Source organism: Neobacillus terrae, assembly GCF_011393025.1.
In the GTDB taxonomy this organism is placed as follows: domain Bacteria; phylum Bacillota; class Bacilli; order Bacillales; family Cytobacillaceae; genus Neobacillus_A; species Neobacillus_A terrae.
This window is the reverse complement of sequence record NZ_JAAOEO010000017.1, coordinates 56,348-79,243: the sequence shown is the minus strand read 5'-3', so window position 1 is coordinate 79,243 and position 22,896 is coordinate 56,348. Positions and strand designations below refer to the sequence as shown.

Here is a 22,896-nt window from a genome sequence, read left to right as displayed (position 1 = left end):
TAAGGGGTAACTAAGCGAATGCTTTAGTTACCCCTATTTTGGTCTAGACTGGAAGGCTGGCAACGATGCTGTTATATACTTTAACAGCCAGAAAAGCAACACCGAGAATTAGAATGGACCAGGTTAATATTTGAAAAAAGATAATTCCTATTAATCCGGAGGTTTTTAAAGCCGGGCTTACTTTAAAAACAAAAAAGACAAAGTATACAAAAGATGTCGCCAAAAAAACTCCTGCTAACACCGTTAAATGCTGAATACTTAATAAAGATAATGCTGCCCCTCCAGCAAAAAAGAGTGGGCCATTGCGAACCTTCCTTAAGCTTTCACCATCCGAATCCTGTGAAAAGAAGAGCAGTGCGAGTTCATTTATGGTATCAGCGACCAATTTTAAAGCAGCAAAGACCATAAAGAACATGACAGTTAATAAAGCCATAATAGAAAGCTTTACACCGCTGTCCGAAAAAAACTCGAGCATACCTGTGTAAATACCTGTTTTTTGCAGAAAGGAAAGAAGCGGAATTTCAATAGCAATTGCAAAAGAAAGGCTGAACAGAATAATTGATAAAAGCGGAAAATAACTTGTTAAATAGGTGTTTTTCATTATAAATCTCCCTGTTGTTTATCCAAAGAACATTATGGGATAAAAATAGGTCGGAGACAACACAAGAATTTATTATCTGCATACTAAAGGTGCCCTGATCAGTCCAGGGCACCTTCTAATTTCCCTTCCGCGGGCGGTTCGGGAGATAAAAATCAATAATGTTCTTTAACACAGCTATTTTAAAGGAAAAACAGCCATCGTACACCTCGAAATGCAAATCATTCGATCCTGCTCATCCTTTATTTTGATATCCCAAACCTGAGTAGTCCTCCCCTGATGAAGAACTTCACCGTAAGCTGTTACCATACCATCTATTTTCGGGCGTACATGATTAGCGTTAATTTCAAGGCCAGCGACCGCTTGTGTCTCTTTGTCTACTAGCTCATATGCACCAACACTTGCCACAGTTTCCGCCAGAGCTACAGAAGCACCGCCATGAAGAAGTCCAAACGGCTGCCTGGTTCTTTCATCCACAGGCATTGTGGCAATAACCTTTCCCTTTTCAAGCAAAGTTACTTCAATACCCAGAGTTTCGATTAGCGTATTCTTCAATTCCATTTCCTCAGCTCCCTATGTAAAAAATTCCATTTTATTTATTATAATATGGAGCATACTATGGTTGTCCACTTTTGGACATCCTCCATTAAAATAAGGTGAGGACGAATGGATATGAGAGAAGGTTTAATTCCTGCTGTACTGGGGACAGCTGTGACAACAGCAGGATTTGTAAGGAAACAAAATAAAAAAATTGACTCCATGATATCCAACACGGTTTTCGGTTTTGGATTAGCCCATATAGTATTGGGAGCTATCGACTTATACGAGCATAGAGATTAATTCTAAACACTTAAGAAAGGCAGCCTTCTCTGCCTCAGACTGTAGACATACTCGATGAAACTCGAGCTTGTCTACAGTCTTTTATTTTTGTAGAGGGGGGGCACCAGAACCAAGCCTATTTTAGAATATAACGCTTGAGGTGAAAAGATGCTTTCGAAAAACTGTCCCTTTCAAAGAGATCAGCTTGAAATAGTTACATTAGACCAGCTTGTTCCTCTGGATCATTTGGTCAGTAAGATGGAATCAACCCTTGATTTCTCTTTCATTTAAGACTTAGTCAAGGATGTACATTCGGAAGTAGGTCGCCCAAGTATTGATCCGGTTATCCTCATTAAACTTACCTTTATTCAATATACTTTTGGCATGCGTTGGACAACCATGGGAGACTTAAAAATGGAGTTGATGCAGGTGATGCTTACTTTCGCTGCGCTGAATTTAAAAAGATACAACTGGACACGGCGGGGTCCAGTAACAGCCTTGAATACAATCAAAAAGGGGGTTCGAAATAAAGCATTCCGAAACCCCTTTTGTCGACTAACTGAGGCATCCTTCGCTGCCTTTTATTTTTGCTGGGAAGTTTCCGAATATACCCATTCTTCCACTGCCAGGAGATTAATATCTTTATTTTTGCCGCTATTAGCTTTTTTATGTGTTTTTTTCCATAGCATCCATACAATCCCTGCAGCACCAACCACCAGTACACCAAGGATAATGGCCATTTTCCCATACTGTATGATCTCTTCAAGGTGATCACCAAACAGAAAACCAGCTGAATACATTAGGCTAAGCCATATAAAAGCGCCTGAATATGCATAGAGGGTAAAATTCCGGAATGAAAGCCGGCTAAAGCCATATAGAAACGGGACAAAGGTGCGGAGACCAGGAACAAAGTAGCTTAACAGCAAGGATTGTGCTTTGTATTTATCCATTAACTTTAACGAGGTATCAATAGCATTCGCAAACTTAGGCCGTTTGGTAAAAAATTTTAGCAGAGGCCTTCCCACAAATCTCCCCATCACATAACTTGTCGTTAAGGCTGCAAAAATTCCTGCTAATGTAACGATAAATGTTAAATAAGGATTCAATACCTTTTGAGAAGAGGCCAAACCAACTGACATACTAATAATCTCATTCGGTACTGGCAGTCCGAATATTCCCAGCCAAAGCCATAGAAATAATCCGACGTATCCGTTCTCTTCAAAGAATTGAAGAAGAATGCCTATGTCCATGGTGATAGCCCTCCTTTCTCAAAAGGTTTATTCCTTCCTTCCCTAATTCCCTTTTTTTCCTAAAACAATCCATTAAGTTGAATTTTCCATTTATCACCTAAATATCGCCAATTAAAAATAACAGACTGGCCTAAAGGACCTGCCCTATATCAAAATTTATATAACTTAATAATAAGGGTATCCAAATCCTCCACCATAGCCGCTGTAAAAAGGCCTTCTTCCAGATCCATATCCTCCAAAACCGCCATAGCCGCCATGATGTCCAAAACCGCCTTAGCCTCCGTGGAAGTGGGGCATTCTAAAATCGTTCATACGGGTTCCTCCTTTTTTTAAGTGCCTACTCTATTTCATATGCGGGCGGGCAGGCTTTTGCATGGGCTTTAATGGGTTATTGCTGAATATGGCTTTTAAAAAGAAAAAAGCCCCCGGAATTCCGGAAGCTCATAAATATTATTTTTCAAATGGTTCAAAGCATTCTACAAAAATGGCAAGGGTTCTGGCCATAACTCCTGTAGCACCTGAAGGGCCAAGGTTATATTCCTTTGAAGAAGTAGCTGTACCTGCAATATCAAGATGGACCCAAGGAGTTTCTTCTGCAAATTCACCGATAAATGCTCCTCCCATGACAGCATGTCCTTCTGATCCAGGAGAATTGTTCAGATCAGCGATTTTGCTTCCCCTCACTCTTTCTTTATCCCTTTCAAAGATTGGAAGCTGCCAAATTGGCTCACCTGCTTCTGCAGAAGCTTCTAATACCTGTTCAAACAATGTCTCGTTATTTGTCATAGCACCCGTTGTGTGCAATCCAAGAGCAGTAATAACTCCTCCTGTCAGAGTAGCCACATCCACTAAATAATTTGCTCCATGTTGTTTAGCATACGTAACTGCATCCGCTAAAACAAGACGTCCTTCTGCATCTGTATTAAGCACCTCAATGGTTTTTCCGCTCATAGAGGTAATAACATCATCAGGTTTAAATGCCCCGCCGCTTATCATATTGTCCGTAGATGGAATGACAGCCACAACATTTTGCTCCGGCTTTAATTCCCCAATAATCTCCATTGCGCCAAGTACAGCAGCTGCGCCGCCCATGTCGGTCTTCATCCCCACAATACCTGTTTTTGTCTTTATGGAATATCCTCCGGTATCAAAAGTAATGCCCTTACCGACTAAACCGATGACATCTTCCCATTGTTCTTTACCCTGATACTTCAGGACGATCATTTTTGGAGGTTCCTTAGAGCCCTGATTAACCGCTAGGAATGCTCCCATGCCAAGCTTTTCAATTTCTTCTTTATCAAGGATTTCCGATTCAAATCCATATCTCTCGGAAAGCTCCTTGGCATACTCTGCTAAATCTGTTGAAGTCAGCATGTTCCCGGGCAGATTCACAAGCATCCTGGCTGAGTTTGTTCCTGCACCATAGGCATAACCTACTGTGAGCGAAGCCTGGAGTGCATCTGCCTCCCCTGACGTGCTGTAGACAGTTATTTGCTCAAGCTGCTTAACTGGCTCATTGGATTTTTGCTTATAGCCCTCAAATTCATAAGTTGCCAGCGCAAAGGCTTCACTTAATGCATGCGCAGCCGCATCAGCATCTAATTCTTCCTGGCCAACAAAGGAATCCAGAAGAAATGCAGCTTCCTCCTGCCTGCTCTTCTTTAAGGTTTTAAAAAGGGCACCGAGTGATTCCTTCAGTAAATCAAACGTTAAATCCTTTGGTTTCCCAAGTCCCAAGACCCAAATTCTTTTTGCCCCTATTTTTCCAAAGCTATGTACTTTATTAACTGCTTTTGCTTTCGCTGAAAGGTCACCGCTTTTAATAAGTTCGGTCAAGTGACCTTCAAATGCTTCATCCAGCTTTTCTAAAGGTCCCTCAAACTTTACAGGCTTGTCAAATAGCCCAATAACAATACCTTCATGTTCACTATTCAAATCAAAATCTCTACTCACATTGAACAATTCCTTCACCTCCGATAAATTTTCCCACACTTTTCTAGCACAACTTTCCGTATTTGTTGTTTAAACCATGCTAATGGGTGTTATACATTTATTATAGCGAAAAAGAGTAAATATTTCGAATGTCTAACTAAGGGCTTTTAAACTGTTTCATTTTTATAAAAAATATTGTGAACTTGCAGTCTAAATATATGTATCATTGGATAAAGCCATAAAAAAAGAAAAACAGGCACAAGGCCTGCTTTTACTCTGATTTTGTATATTGCTGACGGAACACCTGCATAGATTGATTTTCATTCCATTCTTTTAATTGCTGTTCACTTAACTTGCCTTCACCCATCTCAACAATATAGACATCGAGGGTCTTTTTTCCCCATTGTTTATAAACATCCTTGACAGTATTGTAATAGAGGTCCAGCCTATTGCCTTTGATAGCCCCACCCTTATCCGCAACAACACCATAGCCATAACCAGGAATAAATAGGACTGTCCCAATTGGAAAAACGTTCAAATCAGCAGCGACGGTCGAATATAAATCACGTTTAACTTTGACTCCTGAATATGTAATCCCGTATTCTGGATGGTTGCTATATTTGCCTGTTGATTCATAACCAGCTGTATAACCTGTGGCTGTCACTGTTTTTTTGGGATACTTTGACCAATTAACAGATTCTTCTAAGGTCTGCGGTGGTGCTGCTGCCTCCACACTGGATGAAATAAGTGGTTCTGTATCTGCCACTCGATTTAATGATTTGAATGCCAGGTCAATTTGCTTAAGTTTATGTGTAAAAAGAGAGTCTGCATACTCGTCCTGCTGCCAGCCATCTGCTATGGCCGTAACGGAAATAAGGGATTTCGCTTCAACGCCTGAAATGGATTGGAAGGTCGTTAATAGAGCCATTACAAATAGAACTGTCATGGTAAAACGCCTTGTCCAAGTTGTAAATTTTTTCATGTATTTTTTCACTCCTCCCAAACATAATAATTTCCCAAATTTAGAGAAAGTATGCCTATTTGGAGCAAAAAAGTTATTAACCAGCCTAAAACTTACTAAAACGGACATAAAAAAAGTCTTTTACTCGAAAGTAAAAGACTAGAACATTTGATAACCATTTTTACGAAGCATCTTGATTGTAATACCGGCTGCAATAGCACCTGCAAATCCGCTTATAAGGATTAGAATATCTGCCGAACCAAGCGACATAACCCGATTACCCAGATCTTTAAATGCATTGCCGCTGTCTGTAAAATAATTAATGAAGCGGACCTTGTCTATGATAAGAATAGCTATTATGGGGAAAATGACCGCCATAATCCAGGACATTCTTAAAAGCATATTTAATAAGAAGCCAATCCCAAAAAATAATACGAAAAATAACAGCATCGAAATGATTAAAACACCAATCGACATAAAAAACTCCCCCTCTGCACATCAACACTAAGTGTACTGAATGCAGAAAAAGGAGTCAATTGTCATGTTTAAATTTATTTTACTCTTTGCTTTTCCCTGAACCTCCGCAGCAGCTGCAGGTTTCAGATCCGCCGAGAAGCAATTGAAAATATCCATTACCTGAACAATAATCACAGTCTTTGTTAGTATCCGCTTTCTTCATCAACGATCAGCTCCTTAAAAATATTTACTTAATTTTCTGATAATATATCAAGAAATCACCTCATTTGAAAAGGTTCAATTTCGGCTAAAATGGACGATGAAAACGGATACATAGCAAATTATCTTTCAATTCCTCTTTGTTACTCATTTTTTGATAAAGTTTCTCTGTCGTTATAAAACGACTCTCGTGATATTTTTATAATCCCAAAAAAATTGATTCCTGGATAAGCGCACTGCTCGAATAAGTTTCGAATTCAAAAAGTTTGAAGTGGCCCGCTTGGTCCAATAGCTGTAAAGAGGCTTTTCAAAAGTCCTGTCATAATTAACTTAACAAACTTTATTAAAAAAACAACTTATAGGAAGTATAACCAAATTGATCTCCAGGGTTAATTCCTTCATTAGATTGTTTTGACAAGATTTCTTCAATTTCTATCAAGAAATGCAACAGTACTGAAGCTTCTTTATCCTTAGCAAGCTCCTCAGTTGAAATAAATTTCGCCTCAAAAAGTTCCGTCTCCTGATGCTTTAGCTCTTCATCATCTAATCGTTCAAGGTGAAACACAAGCATATTATCGCTAATTTGACCTTTAATAACGCCTGTCCTAAGACCAATTAGTCCTTTTACCCTGCAATTTATGCCTGTTTCTTCTTTTACCTCTCGAACGGCAGCTTCATCTGCTGTTTCTCCTGCTTCAACAAAACCGGCCGGCAAAGACCAGCTGCCCTTTAATCCTCCATACTTTTTCTTAACTACCAGCCAGCGGCCATCCTCAGACTTAACGAGGCCTGCTGCCGCAAGCCAAACCTTTCCCCTTTTGTTTTCTTTTGGCATGTCTCTTCCTCCTCAGAGCAGTTACATTCTATTTTATCAAAAAAGTAAAGGAATCCTCTTCCTCGAAATGAGGAAGCTTATGTTCACCACTTGGTGGCCCTCTTATCTCCGAGCTTCGATATCTTAGATATAGCACTCTTTATATAACGCAAAAAAGGGCAGATTTCTCTGCCCTCTTAGTTAGGTATTAAAAAATGTTGAATTTTCCTTTTTTCAATACAAGAGAAGGACCGCCAACCATGAACAATGCACGGTTATCAATCATTTTCTTCATAAAGGATGCTTTGCTGCCTGTTAACTTTTTGCCATAAACAACGCCAATTGCATCGTTTTCACCAAGTGAACAAACAGTTCCTTTAATATCTGGTTTGAACGCTTCAAGTTCTGATTTTTCACGAACGAGCGCTACAAGGTTACGTGCACAAACTTCACCCTGCTGCATAGCAATCTGTGCAGTTGGTGGATATGGACGGTTAATTTCCTCATTAATTATTAATGAGCTGTCGCCGATAACAAAAACATCATCTTGTCCAGGAATACGAAGATCTGGCTGAACCTTTACACGGCCGCGCATTGCTTCGAATCCGGATTTTTCAATAATGGAATTACCTCGAACACCGGCAGCCCATACAACTGTGCCGGCTTTTATTTCTTTTACTTCATCTTCACCTTTAGCAACAATAATACCGTCAGGAGTACATTCCTTAATCGCTGTCCCAATCATGAATTCTACGCCTTTTCTTTCAAGGTAAGATGTAGCATAGTTCACAAGCTCAGGATCAAAACCAGGAAGAACCATTGGTGCTGCTTCTACGCAGATAATTCTTACTTTATGGAAGTCCACATCATACTCGTGGCACAATTCAGGAATACGGTTGGCTAGCTCTCCAAGGAATTCAATTCCAGTAAAGCCCGCTCCTCCAACTACGATAGATAGTCTTTCATCCTTTTTCTCTTCTTCCATGTTATAGGTAGCAAATTGGTACTCAATATGCTCACGTAATTGACGTGCTGAATTAACATTTACAATTCCAAATGCATATTCTTTTAAGCCTTTAATTCCAAAGGTTTCAGGCTCTGCACCTAATGCGATAACTAAATAATCATAAGAAACTTCGCCTTTTTCAAGAATAACCTTTTTCTCTTCTTTATTGATTTCCACAGCAGTGTCCTGTACAAATTCAACCTTGCTTCTATCAATTACATCACGGATTTCATAACGAACACGATCATGATGAAGGGTACCAGCTGAAGCTTCATGCAGCCATGTTGTTTCATAATGATAATCGTTTTTATTAATTAAAACGATATCAGCTTCGTTTGCTCCCATCATTTTTTGCAGACGGGTTGCAGTAATTAATCCTCCGTATCCAGCTCCCAGAATAACTATTTTCGGCTTTCTCAAAGTGATCACTTCCACCTTTTATAATAAATTTTTGAGTATTTCTTAGTTTCTGCTGCTTTTGGAAATATTATTTTTTATTCCAAAAAAAGTTTGTGATATTGTTCACTAAATAGGTCAAAAAAAAGTGCTGAATTTGTCACAAAACAGTAACAATATGTCCAAAATACATCTTATTCCTTTTTTAAGGCTTTTTCAAGCTATTTATATTGTTATCTTCACTAAAGAAATTTCCAATTATAAACTTATATCTTTATTCCCACATTAAGAAAAGATAATCTAGGCTTTTTACACTTTTAATCATTAGAGATATCAGTGAGCAAATCCAATATTTGTGGTATGATATTAAATGGATTTCTTTACTACATAGTTAGGGGGATATGGAGTTGCGAGAAGATCAAAAAGTATACGACATTACCATTATTGGAGGCGGGCCTGTCGGGTTATTTACCGCTTTTTACGGAGGAATGAGACAAGCGTCTGTTAAAATTATTGAGAGCCTTCCACAGCTTGGGGGTCAGTTATCAGCGCTTTATCCTGAAAAATATATATACGACGTTGCTGGTTTTCCTAAAGTACGTGCCCAGGAACTAGTTAATAATCTAAAAGAACAAATGGCAAAATTCAATCCTGTTGTGTCCCTGGAGCAATCAGTTGAAAAGCTGGAAAAACAGGAAGATGGCAGCTTTAAATTAACTACCGATAAAGAAATTCATTACTCCAAAACCGTCATTATTACAGCTGGTAATGGAGCATTCCAGCCGCGACGTCTTGAATTGGATAGTGCTGTTCAGTATGAGCACACTAACCTCCACTATTTTATTGATGATTTAAATCATTTTGCCGGTAAAAAAGTTGTCGTTTTCGGTGGGGGAGATTCTGCAGTAGACTGGGCTCTTATGCTTGAGCCAATTGCTGAAAAAGTGACAATCGTACACCGCAGGGATAAATTCCGTGCCCATGAGCATAGCGTAGAAAATCTATTTAATTCAAAAGTGGAAGTAAAAACGCCATTCGTTCCAGCTGAATTGATCGGTGATGCTTCCGGAGTTAAACAAGTTGTTCTTAAAGAAGCTTCAGGAGATAAGCTGGAAGCCCTTGATGTTGATGCAGTTATTGTTAACTACGGATTTGTTTCTTCTCTTGGACCAATTAAGGAATGGGGTCTTGAAATCGAAAAGAACTCCATTTTAGTTAATTCCAAAATGGAAACAAATGTACCAGGAATTTATGCTGCTGGAGACATTTGCACCTATGATGGTAAAGTTAAACTTATTGCCTCAGGATTTGGCGAAGCTCCAACTGCTGTTAATAATGCCAAAGCATTTATGGATCCGAAAGCAAAAATCCAGCCTCTTCACAGTTCTTCTATGTTCCAATAAATATCAGACTTCGAACTAAGTTTTAACAGATATAAAAGGCGTCCCAAAGGGGGGCGTCTTTTTTTGTACAAATACTCATTAACAGCAAAACGTAATTAAATAAGTAATGACTTTAAACTTGTCCTTAACATTAAATAAGTCCGAATAAAATTCAACTATACCCCACTTTAACATCAAAAAGGTCTAATTAAAGAGGATATTAAATTTACTACCTAAGGTTCAAAATGTAATAAAAACCTTCCTGGCCATGCAGACTCAGGAAGGTTTTTGTTTGGATTAGCACTCTTCTGGTGTTCCTGCAGCTGTTGCAGTCCGAAATGATGAACCGCATCCGCATGAGGCGATGGCATTAGGGTTATCAATCGTAAATCCCCCGCCCATCATGGACTCTTTGTAATCAATTTTAGTGCCCTTAAGAATAGCTGAACTTTCTTTATCTACCACAATCTGGATTCCGTGCTGTTCAAAGCTGAAATCATCTTCCTTTGCTTCCTGGTCAAAGCCCATTCCGTAAGATAGACCGCTGCAGCCGCCTCCTTTAACTCCAACTCTTAAAAGAGAGCCTTCTTCTTCATTGTGCTTCATCATTTCTTTTATTTGAAGTGCAGCAGCTTCTGATAAGATAACTACTTCATTTTCCATCTTAACTCCTCCTTGTTTATTTCTTAATATATCTGTAAACGTTTTTTATAAAAATAGTCAAATGCATTCAGGATTAGTCCCTTAAGACAACATATCCTATTTACAGTATATACACTGTATAAGCTGTACTCAACTTATTGAGTTCATAAAAACCCCCTATTTTAAGGAAATATTTAGCCAAATATATTCCTTATAGTCTATAATAATAGTTATAAAGAACTACTTTATACTACGGATTTAGTAAAAAAACGAGGGGGAGTGAGTCCAATGACTCAAATGGAGCCTTTATATGATAAAGCTTGTGAATGTCTCATGTGCAAAAAGCCATTTACCTCAAAAAAAATAAGATCTCGATTCATTAAAATAAACGGTTATGATACGGACTTTCTGCCACTTTATCATTCAAATGAAGTTAACCCTATTTTTTATTATATATATGTCTGTCCGAATTGCGGATTTTCCTTTTCAGACGAAACTTTAAAATCTTTTCCCCCTAACAGTAAAAAAGATATAGAGGATAAAGTGTGCAGCAAGTGGGCTCCACAAAATTATGGAGGAAAACGAACGATTGAACAGGCTATTATTACATATAAATTAGCGATTTATTGTGCAGCCCTAAAAAAAGAGAAACATATTAATCTTGCGGGGATGTACCTACGAATAGCGTGGCTGTATAGAATAATGACAAATGTCGAGCAGGAACAGCGATTTATAAAGCTTGCTCTTATGGAATATGAAGAATCACACCAGACAGATGACTTTAGGGGTACCCAAATGTCAGAGTTTAAGCTTCTTTATTTAGCTGGTGAATTGTCCAGAAAAACCAATAATACCGAGCAAGCCATTTATTATTTTTCAAAAGTGATCGAACGCCAGCGACAATCGTCTGAGCCAAAAATTATTGAAATGGCTCGGGAACGCTGGCAGGAAATCCGAGAGTCCAGGACCGTACATTTAAAAGGTTAAAGGGTTTCATTGGAGCAATGTGATTGAAAAAGAGAGGCTAAATGTATTAAATAAGCATTAAAGAGGACTAAGCGACGGTCACAGGGGTAAACCTCCCCGGGATGGGCAAAGTTCAAGGATAATTAATTGTGGAAATACGAAAAGGGAATGGAATATCTCCATCCCCTTTTTTAGCTAATCAGAATCTATAAATTCTGAACGTATAAGTGCAGCTAAAGCTCGGCAATGCCGAGTTTTCTTTATATTAAAACATTGGATTTTCCTCAAGAAATTGGTAAATGTTTTCAACTAATTCTTCAGGTGTATCTCCTGTTACTGGCTCTCCATTTACAAGTGCATAAAGTGAAGATGCACATTTCCCACAATACCCAAGGCAGCCATATTCAATTACATCCAAATTCGGATCTTTTTCCAGCTGCTCTCGCGCTCTCTGTGCTCCGCTTGCAAGATTACTTATGCAAAATTCAATGATCGGCTGCATTATTACTTTCACCTCACTACTAACATATTATCCTAATCCTTTTAACAACTTTCGTCAAATTCCTCTTAAACTCTGGATGTCAAGATGCTATTAAAAATGTTGTTATTTCGTCACAATTCCTATATACTCTTAATGGGTAAAAAATAGATCGGGGTATTTTTGTTATATTCAGATAATAATTGATATTGGCTTTTGCAAACGATTTCCCTTCCCTTGAAGGATGGTTTAATCGTTGAGAAAACAGCATTAAGGGAATTTCCAAGAATGGAATCGTGTTAAAAAGGGGCAATTGACAATGAAAAACCTTGTAATCCTAGGTGGCGGTTACGGCGGGATGAAGATTCTTAATGAACTCCTTCCCGATCATCTTCCAGAGGATGTCCAAATCACTCTTGTTGACCGCGTACCATATCACTGTTTGAAAACTGAATATTATGCTTTAGCTGCTGGAACCATTTCCGATAAGGAAGTTCGCGTTTCCTTTCCGCAGCATTCACGCCTGCAGGTAACATATGGCGAAGTAACAGGCATTGAATTAGACGAAAAGAAAATCAATCTTAAAAATGGAGATTCAGTTGAATATGATGACCTGATTATCGGTCTGGGCTGTGAAGATAAATATCACAATGTTCCGGGTGCTGATCAATTTACCTTTAGTATTCAAAGTATTGAAAAGTCGAGGGCAACTTACTCAAAACTTAATAATCTTCCTACTGGTTCAGTTGTTGGCATTGTCGGAGCAGGTCTTAGCGGGGTAGAGCTCGCAAGTGAACTGAGCGAGAGCCGCTCTGATTTAACTATTAAGCTCTTCGATAGAGGAAATCATATTCTTTCAGACTTTCCTGATCGCCTCAGCAAGTATGTCGAAAATTGGTTTATAAAACATAATGTTGAGATAGTCAATAATTCTAACATTACAAGAGTCGAAGAAAATCTGCTTTATAACCATGATGAGCCTATTCCATGTGATGTAATCGTATGGACTGCAGGCATTCAGGCGAACCGGGTTGTTCGCGCGCTTGATGGTGAAAAAGATAAGCTGGGACGTTTAAAACTAACTCCTCACCATCACCTGCCAAACGATGAGCATGTTTTTATAGTTGGTGACTGTGCCAGCCTTCCGCATGCACCAAGTGCACAGCTTGCTGAGGGACAGGCAGAGCAGATAGTTGAAGTCCTTAGAAAGCGCTGGAAAGGTGAGGAGTTACCTCCTTTCTTCCCTGCTATAAAACTTAAAGGAATCCTTGGATCACTCGGAAAACGCGAAGGTTTTGGAATGATGGCTGAACGGGCTATTACAGGCCGGGTAGCACGATTGATCAAGTCGGGTATTCTTTGGATGTACAAGTATCACAATGGGTAAGTTCCCCATGACAAAAGGCTGTCTCCTTAAAGGAGCAGCCTTATTTTTTTGTTTATTCAGCTTTATAACCGTGATTTTCCAGCTCGGCAAAAATTGTTTTTAACCTTGGATTTCCTTCGCCGACAATCTTTTCCTCAATCAAAACAACGGGATAAAACATATCCTCTTCAATTACTCTTTCAGCAAACTGTTTTTTTGATACCTCTTCTGGCGGATTAAAAATATCAACGTATGTAATTCTGAATGGCTGATTGGCAAACTTTCTCGCAACCGCTGCTTCAAGCCACTCATATGTTTCCTTTGACGATGGCATATTTACACAGCTTGGGCATATTTGCTCTGCCCCATAAACAATAATTTCTACTCCCTGATTCGTCAATGCAGCAACCTCTCTTTTTTCCTTTTATTTTATACTATAAGTTTAGTAATAATCTAAAAAATTATCTTCAAACTGAGAATTTCCTTTTTCAGAGAATGGATTTTTATGCTTGATGACATTATAATAGATATTATGAAAGGAGTCGATTTTGACATGACAGAACAAGAAATGATATCACAAGTTCAAGAAGTTTTAGATAAATTGCGCCCATTCCTTCTAAGGGACGGCGGAGACTGCGAACTAGTAGATGTGGAAGATGGTGTTGTGAAGCTTCGCCTTCTTGGCGCATGCGGCAGCTGCCCAAGCTCAACCATTACTTTAAAAGCTGGGATTGAACGCGCTCTTTTAGAGGAAGTTCCTGGAATTGTTGAAGTAGAACAAGTATTTTAATTTATACATCAAAGCGATTGCCACCCGGCAATCGCTTTTTTTATTATCAGCCTAGCTCCTTTTTCTTGCATTACAGAAAGCCATACTTTTTAATTCACCAGCCAATCGGGCATTGGCAATTTCATTTTTCTTACTGGTGCTCCCGCTAAATTATAAAAAGTTCTCAGAAAGGCCTCATATTCCCGGGATTGATTTAAAATTTTCTGCAGTCTCTCTTCCAATATTTTTTTATCTTGTTCAGACCGCGTTATATAATAATTTTCAATGCATTCAAAATAATGAAGAGGAAATAAAATCCGGGAATACAAAAGCCTCCAAGAGAAGGGCGAGAGGGAAGAAATACTTTGGTAGTCCTCATAAAATTGAGTAATTTCTCGTTGATAAGTTTGTATATTGTAGAAATAACGTTCCCTCGTCCATTCAGCAAGATCCCGGCTCCGATGATCAAATACCCAGTCAAAAGGATTTTTAATTAAATAATCCTTCCCCCAGGAGGATGATAAGAACCGTTCGTGGCACACTGTTCCATTGTCAGTATTCCCAGGGTCAACGTCTATTTCAGTATCAACTAAGTACTGAATAGCGTTTTCCGTCAGCCCCATATAATAGGGAAAGGTTTCGATAAATAGACGTTCAAATTCATCCTCTGGTGATTGAAAAAGAAGCCCATTCCACACCTTTTCCATTTGTTCAAGCCTTTTTTCCCACAGTTCTTTCCACTTTCCAATCCTGCTGGACCTTTCCACATAAAAAGGCACCATTCCACCGCGTTCATGAAATTTGGCAAGCTTTCTTCCAAGCTTTTGTTTTGGAGGCGGAACCTCTTCCTGCCTCCGTGCAAGGACACAATAGTTGTTCTCTTCCCACTTGGTTAAAATTTTTCCATCCTTTGTTGTAAGAAAATAAGGAACATGTCTGTCACCATATTGATGGAGATGTTCGGCAATGCGCTGAAGTTCGGTTATCTCCTCCTCTTCCCTGCCTCCTGGCTTTGCAATCAAATAAAGCCATCCGTTCCCTCTCAGAGCATCGTAGGCATCTATTTTTATATATTCCTGGACCTGTACTCCATACTCCTTTTCAAGCAGCTGCTGAAGCATACTCGCACCCCATTTAACTTTCTTCTTTATCACATATATATGTTTGCGAATGAGAAACTTGTTTCCTGAAAGTATAAGAATAGTAAACAGGGAAAAGCTGAAGGAAGAAATAAATTCGAGCATTCCCCTTTTAGGTTACTAGTGCATACTTTAAGGAAAAGGGTATATAGATAGGGAAAAATAAAGGAAAAGGTGATTCGGTTATGGCAGATGATAAAAAAATGGATTTAACTGAAGAAACTGCACGCAGATGGCTGAAGGAAAGAGGAGTAAAGATTCAGGACATAGCCGACTTGGTCTACTTTTTACAGCAGCAGTATCATAAAAACCTTAAAATTGAAGATTGCCTTGAGAATGTAGAGCGAGTCATTTTAAAACGTGAAGTTCAAAATGCCATTATTACGGGTATCCAGCTTGATATGCTGGCGGAGAAGGGAATGCTTGAGGAGCCTCTTCAGTCAATCATTAAAACCGATGAAAGTCTTTATGGGGTCGATGAAGTGCTAGCTTTTTCGATTGTAAACGTATATGGTTCGATTGGTTTTACCAATTATGGTTACATTGATAAACAAAAACCTGGTATTTTACGGCGCTTAAATGACAAATCAACGGGAGAATGCCACACCTTCCTTGACGATATTGTCGGTGCGATTGCAGCCGCTGCTTCCAGCAGACTGGCCCACCGTGCAGCACACGTGGAATAGAAACTATAAAGCAAAGCCTGTTTTACTACTTAAGGAACACTTATAAATTAGCTTTACGAAGCTCAACATCAGCGAATACTAAAGGAACTTTTGCACAGTATTATAAATCCAAAAAGCCGGGCATATTCCCCGGCTTTTGTTTTTTATGGTTCCCAGTGGTCAAGTGAATCAATTGCATAGGTTGGCTGGGTGCCATATCCTTTTAACAGTTCCTTAGTGGTCACACCGGTATGAACAAGCAATGTATCCATTCCTGCATTGATTCCAGCTAGAATGTCAGTGTCATAGTAATCCCCAACCATTAATGTTTCGTCCTTCGGGGTTCCAAGTACCTTTAATGCCTGTTCCATGATAACAGCCTCGGGTTTTCCGATAAAGATAGGCTGAGTCTGCGTAGAAACTGTTATTACGGAAGTCAGCGATCCATTCCCCGGCACTAATCCTCTTTCCGTTGGAAGTGCAATATCCGCGTTTGTGGAGACAAAGATTGCGCCATTGCGTACTGCCAGACAGCCAATAGTCAGCTTTTCATAATTAATGGAGCGATCGATGCCAACCACGACAAAATCAGCATCCTCACCAGCAAATCGGAAACCCTTTTCCTCTAAGGCAGTCCGAATCCCCTCTTCTCCAATGACATATACACTTGCATCTTGTTTTCTTCCATATATGTAATTGGCCGTAGCCTGGCTTGTAGTAAAAACCTGTTCCACTTCAGCAGGTATGTCAAAGCCCTTCAGCTTTTCAGCTACTTGTTTTGGAGTTCTGGAGGAATTATTTGTAACAAATAAATAAGGAATTCCCTTTTCCTTTAGTTTTTTTACAAAGTCTGAAGCTGCTTCAATTCTCTCTGTACCTTTATACATAGTCCCATCCAGGTCGATTAGATATCCTTTATATTTTTTCATCCTTATCCCTCCTAAAGAGTATCTTACCCTATCCTAAATAATATTAAATGAAAAGGCCTTGTTAATCTTGCCTGTTGATTTCCGCTCCCGGCTCTCGCTTTCCGCGGGCAGTCCGGAAGCCTCCTCGACAATGAAAAAAAGACCCCAAGGTCTCTTTCCTAATTTTTAAATGCCGAAACTGGACCCAGTTCCTCAATCAGATACTTTCTTACGTGATCCGCAAAAGCATGAATATCCTGAATCCTTTTGGAAAATTGATCAGCCAGGTCGTTGTGACTAATTTCAGTATAGGATTGAACAAGGATCTTTCTGAATAAAATAAGCGTTTTGAGGCTGCAGCCTATTTCCTCAGAAACCACTTTTTCATCCATTAGGATATCAATGATATCCTCATAGCTTCCTGGATCCCTCATGATAAATCCGTCAATCATCAAATTCCCAACATCCAAAATAGATTCAATCATCATCTGGGTGAGTCTTTCAAGAGCTGCTTTTTCCAATCGGCCTTCCCAATTCTTCACTTCGGAGAATGTACGAATCAATTCTTCCAGGTACGATAAAATCTCTTCAATTTTATTGCGGTCCACAAAATACATACATCCACTTCCTTTGTCATTTCTAGGTAGCCATAGATTTTGCCAGCGCGGCAGGCCTTGCATAAAAATACCCCTGGGCCAAATCCACATTATTACGGGACAATACGGATGCTTCGGATTCATTCTCAATTCCTTCTGCCACAACCAAAGAACCAGCCTCTCTTGCCACAAGCAGAAGCCCTTTCAGCATCGATTCCTTAACTGAATTTTTGTCGATGTTCTGGATGACTGAGCGATCAATTTTTATAATATCCGGCATAATTTCACTAATTGTATTAAGACTGGCATATCCCGCCCCTGTATCGTCAACGGCAAGCCGGAACCCCATTAGCCTTAAAACTTTAATATTATAATTAAAATCTTTGATTCCCTCGATGGAGTCGCGTTCGGTAATCTCAAAAGTAATCTGTTTAGGGGATATTTTCTTATATTTTATCATTAATTTTTTAATATCACGTATAAAACGCATATTTCCGATGGTAAGCGGCGTACAATTGAGGAATATATCTTGTTTGCAGCTTAAATCCCTTACCTGCTGAAGAGCTTTTTCGAGAACAATCATCTCCAGATCATAAAGAAGGCCAGTCTGCCTTGCAATTGAAAAAAGAGAAAGCGGATTTTCAAGGACTGTTCCCTTTGGACCCCTAGTCAGCATCTCCCACGCCCTGACCTTATTTGTTGCCACATCAATAATAGGCTGTGCGAGAAGGCGGATATCCTTTTGGGAAACAATTCTTGTCATTGTAAACAGCATTTCATTGAACTCTGTATCAATACGCTTTTCAGCCATAGCAATGGCCTGCTGCTGTGCCTTAAGTACTGCTTCCTGAACAGAATAATGTTTTTTCTCAACAAACATATACCCCGTTTGAAAAACGGTAGGAACCATTGGATATTCAATTAGAAGGAAACGTTCTGCCTCACGGGAAATTCTTTTTATCAAAAGGTCTATTTCAGAAATTGAATGATGCTCGGGATTCACTCTTATTGATAATGTTAACCCATCACCATAAAAATCATGAAGGGTGATAATATCGTTAATGTCGATTGCTTCCTCAATTATATTCCGAAAGAACTTTTTTACTCTTTTGATGTAACCCTGGAATTGAAATTGGCCGAGCATATCAGCCAGTTCTTTAATATCTTTAATATTAAATACAATCACTGCCACCTCGCAGCCATTGTTAAAGGCATTTTTTACTCCTTCAGCAACAGGATTTCTCACAATAAATTGAGGAGGATAAAAACGCATGGCCGAATAAGGCATAAAGAGTTTCCCCCATTTTAATATCCTTTTCGCTTTTTCGACATAACGGCGGACCATTCGGTTTCATTCCTCTCAGAAGTCGATATCCATTACATGAGACTATTGTACCACATTCTTTATCTCAATTTTCCTTAAAAAGAAATTTTTTCAAAATAACACTTTTACGGAGGACTGACATTTCCATTGAAAATCTGATAAGATTAAATGTGATTAAAATATTGAGAAAAGTTAAATTCCTAACAATTTTTAAAGGAGAAAAACTATGACAGACCATTTCTTTTTATACGATGATAAGGAATCTGCAAATACACGTTTTGTGAGCTTTTTGGGTGAAGATAAACGTTATGATCTTGCCATTATTCAAACTGGCCGCCATTATGGAAAAAGCCTCGTACTCGATATGCAGGGAAACCGATTTGCGATTATTGGGCAGGATGACCTTCAGGAAGAAGGTTATTTGGAGTATGCTTTCCAGCTAACAGAATCTGAAGCTGAAGAGCTGCGTTCGTTTTTAACAGAGGTTGTATAATTTTTGCGGCTAAAAGCATGTTTCACTTTCAAATGACCATAATATAAAGAAAACTCGGCGATTGCCGAGCCCTTAGGTGAGGGCTGAGCCGTAGTTGCGCTTATTCGTTCAGAATTTATCGATATTAATTCTGATTAGCTAAGAAAATTGGCTCTAATGGGAGTGAAAGCATGTCAAAAAAAGATGCGGAAAAATATAGTGATTTTTCAAATGTGGAAAAACAAAGAGACTACCTTACTGCAGAAACTCTGCCTGAAGGGCCTTATGGTTCTCCAATTAGAGAAAATGAACCTGTTGAAAATAAAAGCACTCCCTGGGAGGAAGGGCAGCGTTATTATACTCCCTTTAATTATGAAAACAAATCTCTTCATCAGAATAATCCAAGACAAATGCCTGGTGCTCATCCAACTCATGATGACCCTAACAGTGATGATCAGCCACCCTATTCTCCATAAGTCATAAAAAGGCCGGTACAAAAAGTACCGGCCCCTTTTTAACTTTTTACTTTTTTAATTACAAAATAAGCACAGCCGAAATTACAGTACTCATAAAGGTACTCACTTAATGTGCTGATTTTTGTATCAAAGGAGGCCTTTTGATTTTGGTCATCAAAGAACCCTCTGAGGCGGAGCTGACCATAGCCCCAATCCCCTACAATATAATCATACCGCGCTAAAATATCACTAAACCGCCCTATAAATGCATCTTCATTAAAAGCGTTTCGATAATCCTCTATAACCTCATAAAAAGTATTATTGATCGAAATCATTGTCTCACCTCTATTTTCCAGCTACCTTATACTCATTATAACCGATTCCCCATCAATTTCTAAGTGAAAAAAACACAGTCATTGGCAATCCTAATAACAGGAGGTGTAAATATTGAAAAAAACCTTGTCAGTACTGGGAATTGCCTGTCTGCTTGGCACTGTTGGCTGCTCTAATGACGCTTCCCATAAGGATGTTTACGAGGAAAGCGGGCATTCCATAAATGTTAATAATAAACGCAATGAACTTTATAACGAAAAACAAACACAAGGCGTTAGAAATATGAGTAATGATTTTGGATATGTGAGGCACCAAAAAAGCCCCGTTATGGGAGATGCGCACTCAAATGGACGCCCTATTGCCATGAATAGGGAACAGTTGGCCCATGTTATCAGCAGTCTTGGAACTGACCTGCCAAATATAAATGATATTGCCACTTTGGTAACCGACCAGGAAGTCCTAATTGCATACGATACGGATGCCCAAAACAGAAACCGGACAGCGGATATGGTAAAAAGAACGGCGATGTCAGTGGTTCCCCGTTATTATCACGTCTATGTAAGTGATAACAAAAGGATGTTCCGGGAAGTAGAGAATTTATCACACCTGGATTCCACCAGCAGGGGATCACGCCATCTTGTGGATAATTTAATTAAAGAAATGAAAAAGTCACCACAGGGAGCACCAATGAATGCAAGTGAAAATGCCAATGGCGAAACTCCCGATGATCACATGGAGAAATCCGGTAATAACACAGGAAAATCGGATAATAATATGGGTAAATAACGATAAAGAGTTCAGCTGAAAATTCAGCTGAACTCTTTTTGGTGTTTCACCTTATGCTTCTTGTGCTTCAATCTCTGCAAGAGCATTTTTATGCTTGGCAGCAGCATTAACCTGTTCATCCGCATGGTATGAAGAACGGACAAGCGGACCTGCCTCACAATGGCTAAATCCTTTGCTTAAAGCAATTTCCTTCAGTTCTTCAAACTCAGCAGGGCTGTAATATTTAATAACGTTCAAATGCTTTTTAGTTGGCTGAAGATATTGGCCAATGGTCATAATATCCACGTTATTAGTACGAAGATCATCCATCGTTTCCAAAATCTCTTCTTTGGTTTCGCCTATTCCAATCATGAGGCTTGATTTCGTTGGAATAGTAGGCTGCATTTCTTTCGCTCTGCGCAAAAATTCAAGTGAACGTTCATATGTAGCACGCGCTCTAACTCTTGGTGTAAGCCTGCGGACAGTTTCTATGTTATGGTTCAGAATATCTGGTTTTGCATCCATAAGAACCTGTAAATTTTTTTCTTTACCCCCCATATCAGAAGGAAGTACTTCGATGCTAGTAAAAGGATTTTTACGGCGAATAGCCCGAACTGTCTCAGCAAAAACGGCTGCTCCCCCATCCTTTAAATCATCCCTTGCAACTGCTGTAACAACCACATGCTTTAAATTCATGAGCGTGACTGAATCAGCAACTCTTTCAGGCTCCTGTAAATCCAATTCAGTAGGAAGTCCCGTTTTCACAGCACAAAAGCGGCATGCACGTGTACATACATCACCTAGAATCATAAAAGTCGCAGTTCTTCTTACCGCCCAGCATTCATGAATATTTGGGCATCTGGCTTCTTCACAAACGGTATGAAGCTGCTTTTCCCTCATCATCTTTTTCAAGCCAGTGTAACTTTCGTTCGTATTAAGTTTTATCTTTAACCATTCCGGTTTACGCAAGTGTTCACCTTTGGTGTTCATATTTTCCACCTCATTTAATCTGAAAAATTCCAATGCACAAGAATGAGTGTCTTCAACTGTCACTTTATCATACTAAAACAGGCAGGACAAGCCAGGAGTTTATCTTTACCATTTATTAACCATAATAAATCTCACGCTTCTTTTGCAAACTAATTTTGTATATTATCCGAAGGGAGGATTCCTGTGCGGGCGCTTTTGATATTAGGAACAGTATTCGTATTTATATTTTTACCCTTCCAATCTGCACATGCCGAAGAAGAAGATGTTTATCAGAAAAGAATGGCTCTGTATAAAAAAGTAGAAGCTGTAACTCAAATCCCCTGGTACTACTTGGCCGCTATCGATCAATATGAGCGGAACATCCGCCAGGTTCGCAGAGACTTGCCAAAACCACAGGGATTAACCGGCATCTATTTCCGGCCGGAAGAATGGGCAGGGATAGCAAATCCCCATCCTTCAGATACCAATCCAGCGTCCATCTCCTTTTTTAATGGCGCTGGGGTTGATGGGAACGGAGATAGAAAAGCAAGCATCAATGATGATGAAGATGTTCTCTATTCCTTTGCTGTTTATCTTCTCTCCTATGGAATTGACCAGGAGAATATTAAAATTGCTCTATGGGATTATTATAAACGTGATAAAACAGTGGGCATTATTGCGGACAAAGCAAAGATCTACAGGCACTTTGGAAGGATTGATTTAGAGGATTCCGCCTTTCCTGTTCCTATACGGAGCAACCATAGTTATAACAATACATGGGGAGATGCACGAGGCTGGGGCGGGAGAAGAATACATGAAGGAACGGATATTTTCTCCCATTACGGTGTACCAGTCCGGGCAACAAAGTATGGAATTGTTGAAATGAAGGGCTGGAATAAATTTGGTGGCTGGAGAGTAGGGATTCGTGATATTAACAATACCTATCATTATTTTGCCCATCTTAGCGGCTTTGCCAAAGATCTTAAAGTAGGCCAGATTGTAGAACCCGGCACCTTGATAGGCGGGGTAGGAAGCACAGGCTACGGGCCTCCTGGGACCTCAGGAAAGTTCCCGCCTCATTTGCATTACGGCATGTACAAGGACAACGGTTACTCTGAATGGTCCTTTGATCCATATCCACATTTAAGAATGTGGGAGAGAACCGAAAAATTAAAGGCGAGAAAAAATAAGTAATCCGGCATGAAAAGGACTGCCC

Annotated in this window: 28 protein-coding genes and 1 pseudogene; 11 read left to right on the top strand and 18 right to left on the bottom strand. The window is 39.4% G+C overall.

The window, feature by feature from the left end:
• Positions 1–43: 43 nt before the first annotated feature.
• Both G8761_RS19815 and G8761_RS19810 read right to left on the bottom strand, forming a co-directional pair.
• A complete protein-coding gene (locus G8761_RS19815) occupies positions 44–601 on the bottom strand; it encodes a DUF5366 family protein (RefSeq protein WP_166029699.1) in 558 nt (185 codons plus the stop codon).
• A 174-nt stretch (positions 602–775) separates the two neighbouring features.
• The gene (locus G8761_RS19810) at positions 776–1,159 is read right to left on the bottom strand and encodes a hotdog fold thioesterase (protein WP_166029698.1); all 384 of its coding nucleotides are present in this window, start codon (positions 1,157–1,159) and stop codon (positions 776–778) included.
• Between the two features lie 105 nt (positions 1,160–1,264).
• Here G8761_RS19810 and G8761_RS19805 point away from each other — a divergent pair, with 105 nt between their 5' ends.
• A complete protein-coding gene (locus G8761_RS19805; protein ID WP_166029697.1) occupies positions 1,265–1,438 on the top strand; it encodes an asparagine synthase in 174 nt (57 codons plus the stop codon).
• Between the two features lie 147 nt (positions 1,439–1,585).
• Positions 1,586–1,807: pseudogene (locus G8761_RS27365) on the top strand (transposase); the annotation flags it as partial.
• A gap of 191 nt (positions 1,808–1,998) precedes the next feature.
• On the opposite strand, the gene G8761_RS19795 reads toward G8761_RS27365, so the two are convergent.
• The 7 genes from G8761_RS19795 to G8761_RS19765 form a co-directional block, all read right to left on the bottom strand.
• Entirely contained in the window at positions 1,999–2,667 is a 669-nt protein-coding gene (locus tag G8761_RS19795) for a DedA family protein (RefSeq protein ID WP_166029696.1), read from the bottom strand.
• Positions 2,668–3,117: 450 nt separating this feature from the next.
• Positions 3,118–4,629: a leucyl aminopeptidase gene (locus G8761_RS19790; RefSeq protein WP_166029695.1), complete on the bottom strand. Its 1,512-nt coding sequence runs from the start codon at positions 4,627–4,629 to the stop codon at positions 3,118–3,120.
• Between the two features lie 241 nt (positions 4,630–4,870).
• A complete protein-coding gene (locus tag G8761_RS19785) occupies positions 4,871–5,581 on the bottom strand; it encodes a 3D domain-containing protein (protein ID WP_166029694.1) in 711 nt (236 codons plus the stop codon).
• Positions 5,582–5,719: 138 nt separating this feature from the next.
• Entirely contained in the window at positions 5,720–6,037 is a 318-nt protein-coding gene (locus G8761_RS19780; protein ID WP_243450096.1) for a YuiB family protein, read from the bottom strand.
• Positions 6,038–6,116: 79 nt separating this feature from the next.
• Positions 6,117–6,239 carry a YuiA family protein gene (locus tag G8761_RS19775; RefSeq protein WP_166029693.1) on the bottom strand — a complete coding sequence of 41 codons (123 nt, stop codon included), beginning with the start codon at positions 6,237–6,239 and terminating at the stop codon, positions 6,117–6,119.
• Between the two features lie 339 nt (positions 6,240–6,578).
• Entirely contained in the window at positions 6,579–7,070 is a 492-nt protein-coding gene (locus G8761_RS19770; protein ID WP_166029692.1) for an NUDIX domain-containing protein, read from the bottom strand.
• 187 nt (positions 7,071–7,257) lie between these two features.
• A complete protein-coding gene (locus tag G8761_RS19765; protein ID WP_338000998.1) occupies positions 7,258–8,484 on the bottom strand; it encodes an NAD(P)/FAD-dependent oxidoreductase in 1,227 nt (408 codons plus the stop codon).
• 374 nt (positions 8,485–8,858) lie between these two features.
• Between G8761_RS19765 and G8761_RS19760 the strand changes: the two genes are divergently transcribed.
• Positions 8,859–9,854 carry an NAD(P)/FAD-dependent oxidoreductase gene (locus G8761_RS19760; RefSeq protein ID WP_166029690.1) on the top strand — a complete coding sequence of 332 codons (996 nt, stop codon included), beginning with the start codon at positions 8,859–8,861 and terminating at the stop codon, positions 9,852–9,854.
• 276 nt (positions 9,855–10,130) lie between these two features.
• On the opposite strand, the gene G8761_RS19755 is transcribed toward G8761_RS19760, so the two are convergent.
• Positions 10,131–10,496 carry a HesB/IscA family protein gene (locus tag G8761_RS19755; protein ID WP_166029689.1) on the bottom strand — a complete coding sequence of 122 codons (366 nt, stop codon included), beginning with the start codon at positions 10,494–10,496 and terminating at the stop codon, positions 10,131–10,133.
• A 267-nt stretch (positions 10,497–10,763) separates the two neighbouring features.
• Here G8761_RS19755 and G8761_RS19750 point away from each other — a divergent pair, with 267 nt between their 5' ends.
• On the top strand, positions 10,764–11,462 hold the full coding sequence (locus G8761_RS19750; protein WP_166029688.1) for a DUF2225 domain-containing protein: 699 nt from the start codon (positions 10,764–10,766) through the stop codon (positions 11,460–11,462).
• Between the two features lie 244 nt (positions 11,463–11,706).
• Here G8761_RS19750 and G8761_RS19745 read toward each other — a convergent pair whose 3' ends face one another.
• Positions 11,707–11,946 carry a DUF1450 domain-containing protein gene (locus tag G8761_RS19745; protein ID WP_166029715.1) on the bottom strand — a complete coding sequence of 80 codons (240 nt, stop codon included), beginning with the start codon at positions 11,944–11,946 and terminating at the stop codon, positions 11,707–11,709.
• A gap of 292 nt (positions 11,947–12,238) precedes the next feature.
• Here G8761_RS19745 and G8761_RS19740 point away from each other — a divergent pair, with 292 nt between their 5' ends.
• The gene (locus G8761_RS19740; RefSeq protein WP_166029687.1) at positions 12,239–13,306 is read left to right on the top strand and encodes an NAD(P)/FAD-dependent oxidoreductase; all 1,068 of its coding nucleotides are present in this window, start codon (positions 12,239–12,241) and stop codon (positions 13,304–13,306) included.
• Positions 13,307–13,358: 52 nt separating this feature from the next.
• Here G8761_RS19740 and G8761_RS19735 read toward each other — a convergent pair whose 3' ends face one another.
• Positions 13,359–13,685: a YuzD family protein gene (locus tag G8761_RS19735; protein WP_166029686.1), complete on the bottom strand. Its 327-nt coding sequence runs from the start codon at positions 13,683–13,685 to the stop codon at positions 13,359–13,361.
• A gap of 153 nt (positions 13,686–13,838) precedes the next feature.
• On the opposite strand from G8761_RS19735, the gene G8761_RS19730 reads away from it, so the two are divergent.
• Positions 13,839–14,075 carry a NifU family protein gene (locus G8761_RS19730; protein WP_166029685.1) on the top strand — a complete coding sequence of 79 codons (237 nt, stop codon included), beginning with the start codon at positions 13,839–13,841 and terminating at the stop codon, positions 14,073–14,075.
• A gap of 89 nt (positions 14,076–14,164) precedes the next feature.
• Here the strand turns inward: G8761_RS19730 and yutH are convergent, their stop codons facing one another.
• Positions 14,165–15,175, bottom strand: a complete 1,011-nt coding sequence (gene yutH / locus G8761_RS19725; protein WP_166029684.1) for a spore coat putative kinase YutH — start codon at positions 15,173–15,175, stop codon at positions 14,165–14,167.
• A gap of 203 nt (positions 15,176–15,378) precedes the next feature.
• Here yutH and G8761_RS19720 point away from each other — a divergent pair, with 203 nt between their 5' ends.
• Positions 15,379–15,879 (top strand): phosphatidylglycerophosphatase A family protein, encoded by a 501-nt coding sequence (locus G8761_RS19720; protein ID WP_166029683.1) that lies wholly within the window; start codon positions 15,379–15,381, stop codon positions 15,877–15,879.
• A gap of 143 nt (positions 15,880–16,022) precedes the next feature.
• Here the strand turns inward: G8761_RS19720 and G8761_RS19715 are convergent, their stop codons facing one another.
• The 3 genes from G8761_RS19715 to G8761_RS19705 form a co-directional block, all read right to left on the bottom strand.
• Complete coding sequence (locus G8761_RS19715) at positions 16,023–16,787, bottom strand: TIGR01457 family HAD-type hydrolase (protein WP_166029682.1); 765 nt, start codon at positions 16,785–16,787, stop codon at positions 16,023–16,025.
• A gap of 158 nt (positions 16,788–16,945) precedes the next feature.
• A complete protein-coding gene (locus G8761_RS19710; RefSeq protein ID WP_166029681.1) occupies positions 16,946–17,383 on the bottom strand; it encodes a DUF86 domain-containing protein in 438 nt (145 codons plus the stop codon).
• Positions 17,384–17,405: 22 nt separating this feature from the next.
• A complete protein-coding gene (locus G8761_RS19705; RefSeq protein ID WP_243450094.1) occupies positions 17,406–18,650 on the bottom strand; it encodes an EAL domain-containing protein in 1,245 nt (414 codons plus the stop codon).
• A gap of 262 nt (positions 18,651–18,912) precedes the next feature.
• Between G8761_RS19705 and G8761_RS19700 the strand changes: the two genes are divergently transcribed.
• The gene (locus G8761_RS19700) at positions 18,913–19,179 is read left to right on the top strand and encodes a DUF3055 domain-containing protein (protein ID WP_166029679.1); all 267 of its coding nucleotides are present in this window, start codon (positions 18,913–18,915) and stop codon (positions 19,177–19,179) included.
• Between the two features lie 170 nt (positions 19,180–19,349).
• Positions 19,350–19,634 (top strand): cytosolic protein, encoded by a 285-nt coding sequence (locus G8761_RS19695; protein ID WP_166029678.1) that lies wholly within the window; start codon positions 19,350–19,352, stop codon positions 19,632–19,634.
• 38 nt (positions 19,635–19,672) lie between these two features.
• On the opposite strand, the gene G8761_RS19690 is transcribed toward G8761_RS19695, so the two are convergent.
• A complete protein-coding gene (locus G8761_RS19690; RefSeq protein ID WP_166029677.1) occupies positions 19,673–19,948 on the bottom strand; it encodes a YutD family protein in 276 nt (91 codons plus the stop codon).
• A gap of 112 nt (positions 19,949–20,060) precedes the next feature.
• On the opposite strand from G8761_RS19690, the gene G8761_RS19685 reads away from it, so the two are divergent.
• Positions 20,061–20,732, top strand: coding sequence for a YhcN/YlaJ family sporulation lipoprotein (locus tag G8761_RS19685; RefSeq protein WP_166029676.1), 672 nt, complete (start codon positions 20,061–20,063; stop codon positions 20,730–20,732).
• Positions 20,733–20,783: 51 nt separating this feature from the next.
• Here G8761_RS19685 and lipA read toward each other — a convergent pair whose 3' ends face one another.
• Complete coding sequence (gene lipA / locus G8761_RS19680; protein WP_338001001.1) at positions 20,784–21,710, bottom strand: lipoyl synthase; 927 nt, start codon at positions 21,708–21,710, stop codon at positions 20,784–20,786.
• A 174-nt stretch (positions 21,711–21,884) separates the two neighbouring features.
• Here lipA and G8761_RS19675 point away from each other — a divergent pair, with 174 nt between their 5' ends.
• Positions 21,885–22,874, top strand: coding sequence for a M23 family metallopeptidase (locus G8761_RS19675; protein ID WP_420800274.1), 990 nt, complete (start codon positions 21,885–21,887; stop codon positions 22,872–22,874).
• The last annotated feature ends 22 nt before the right edge of the window (positions 22,875–22,896 follow it).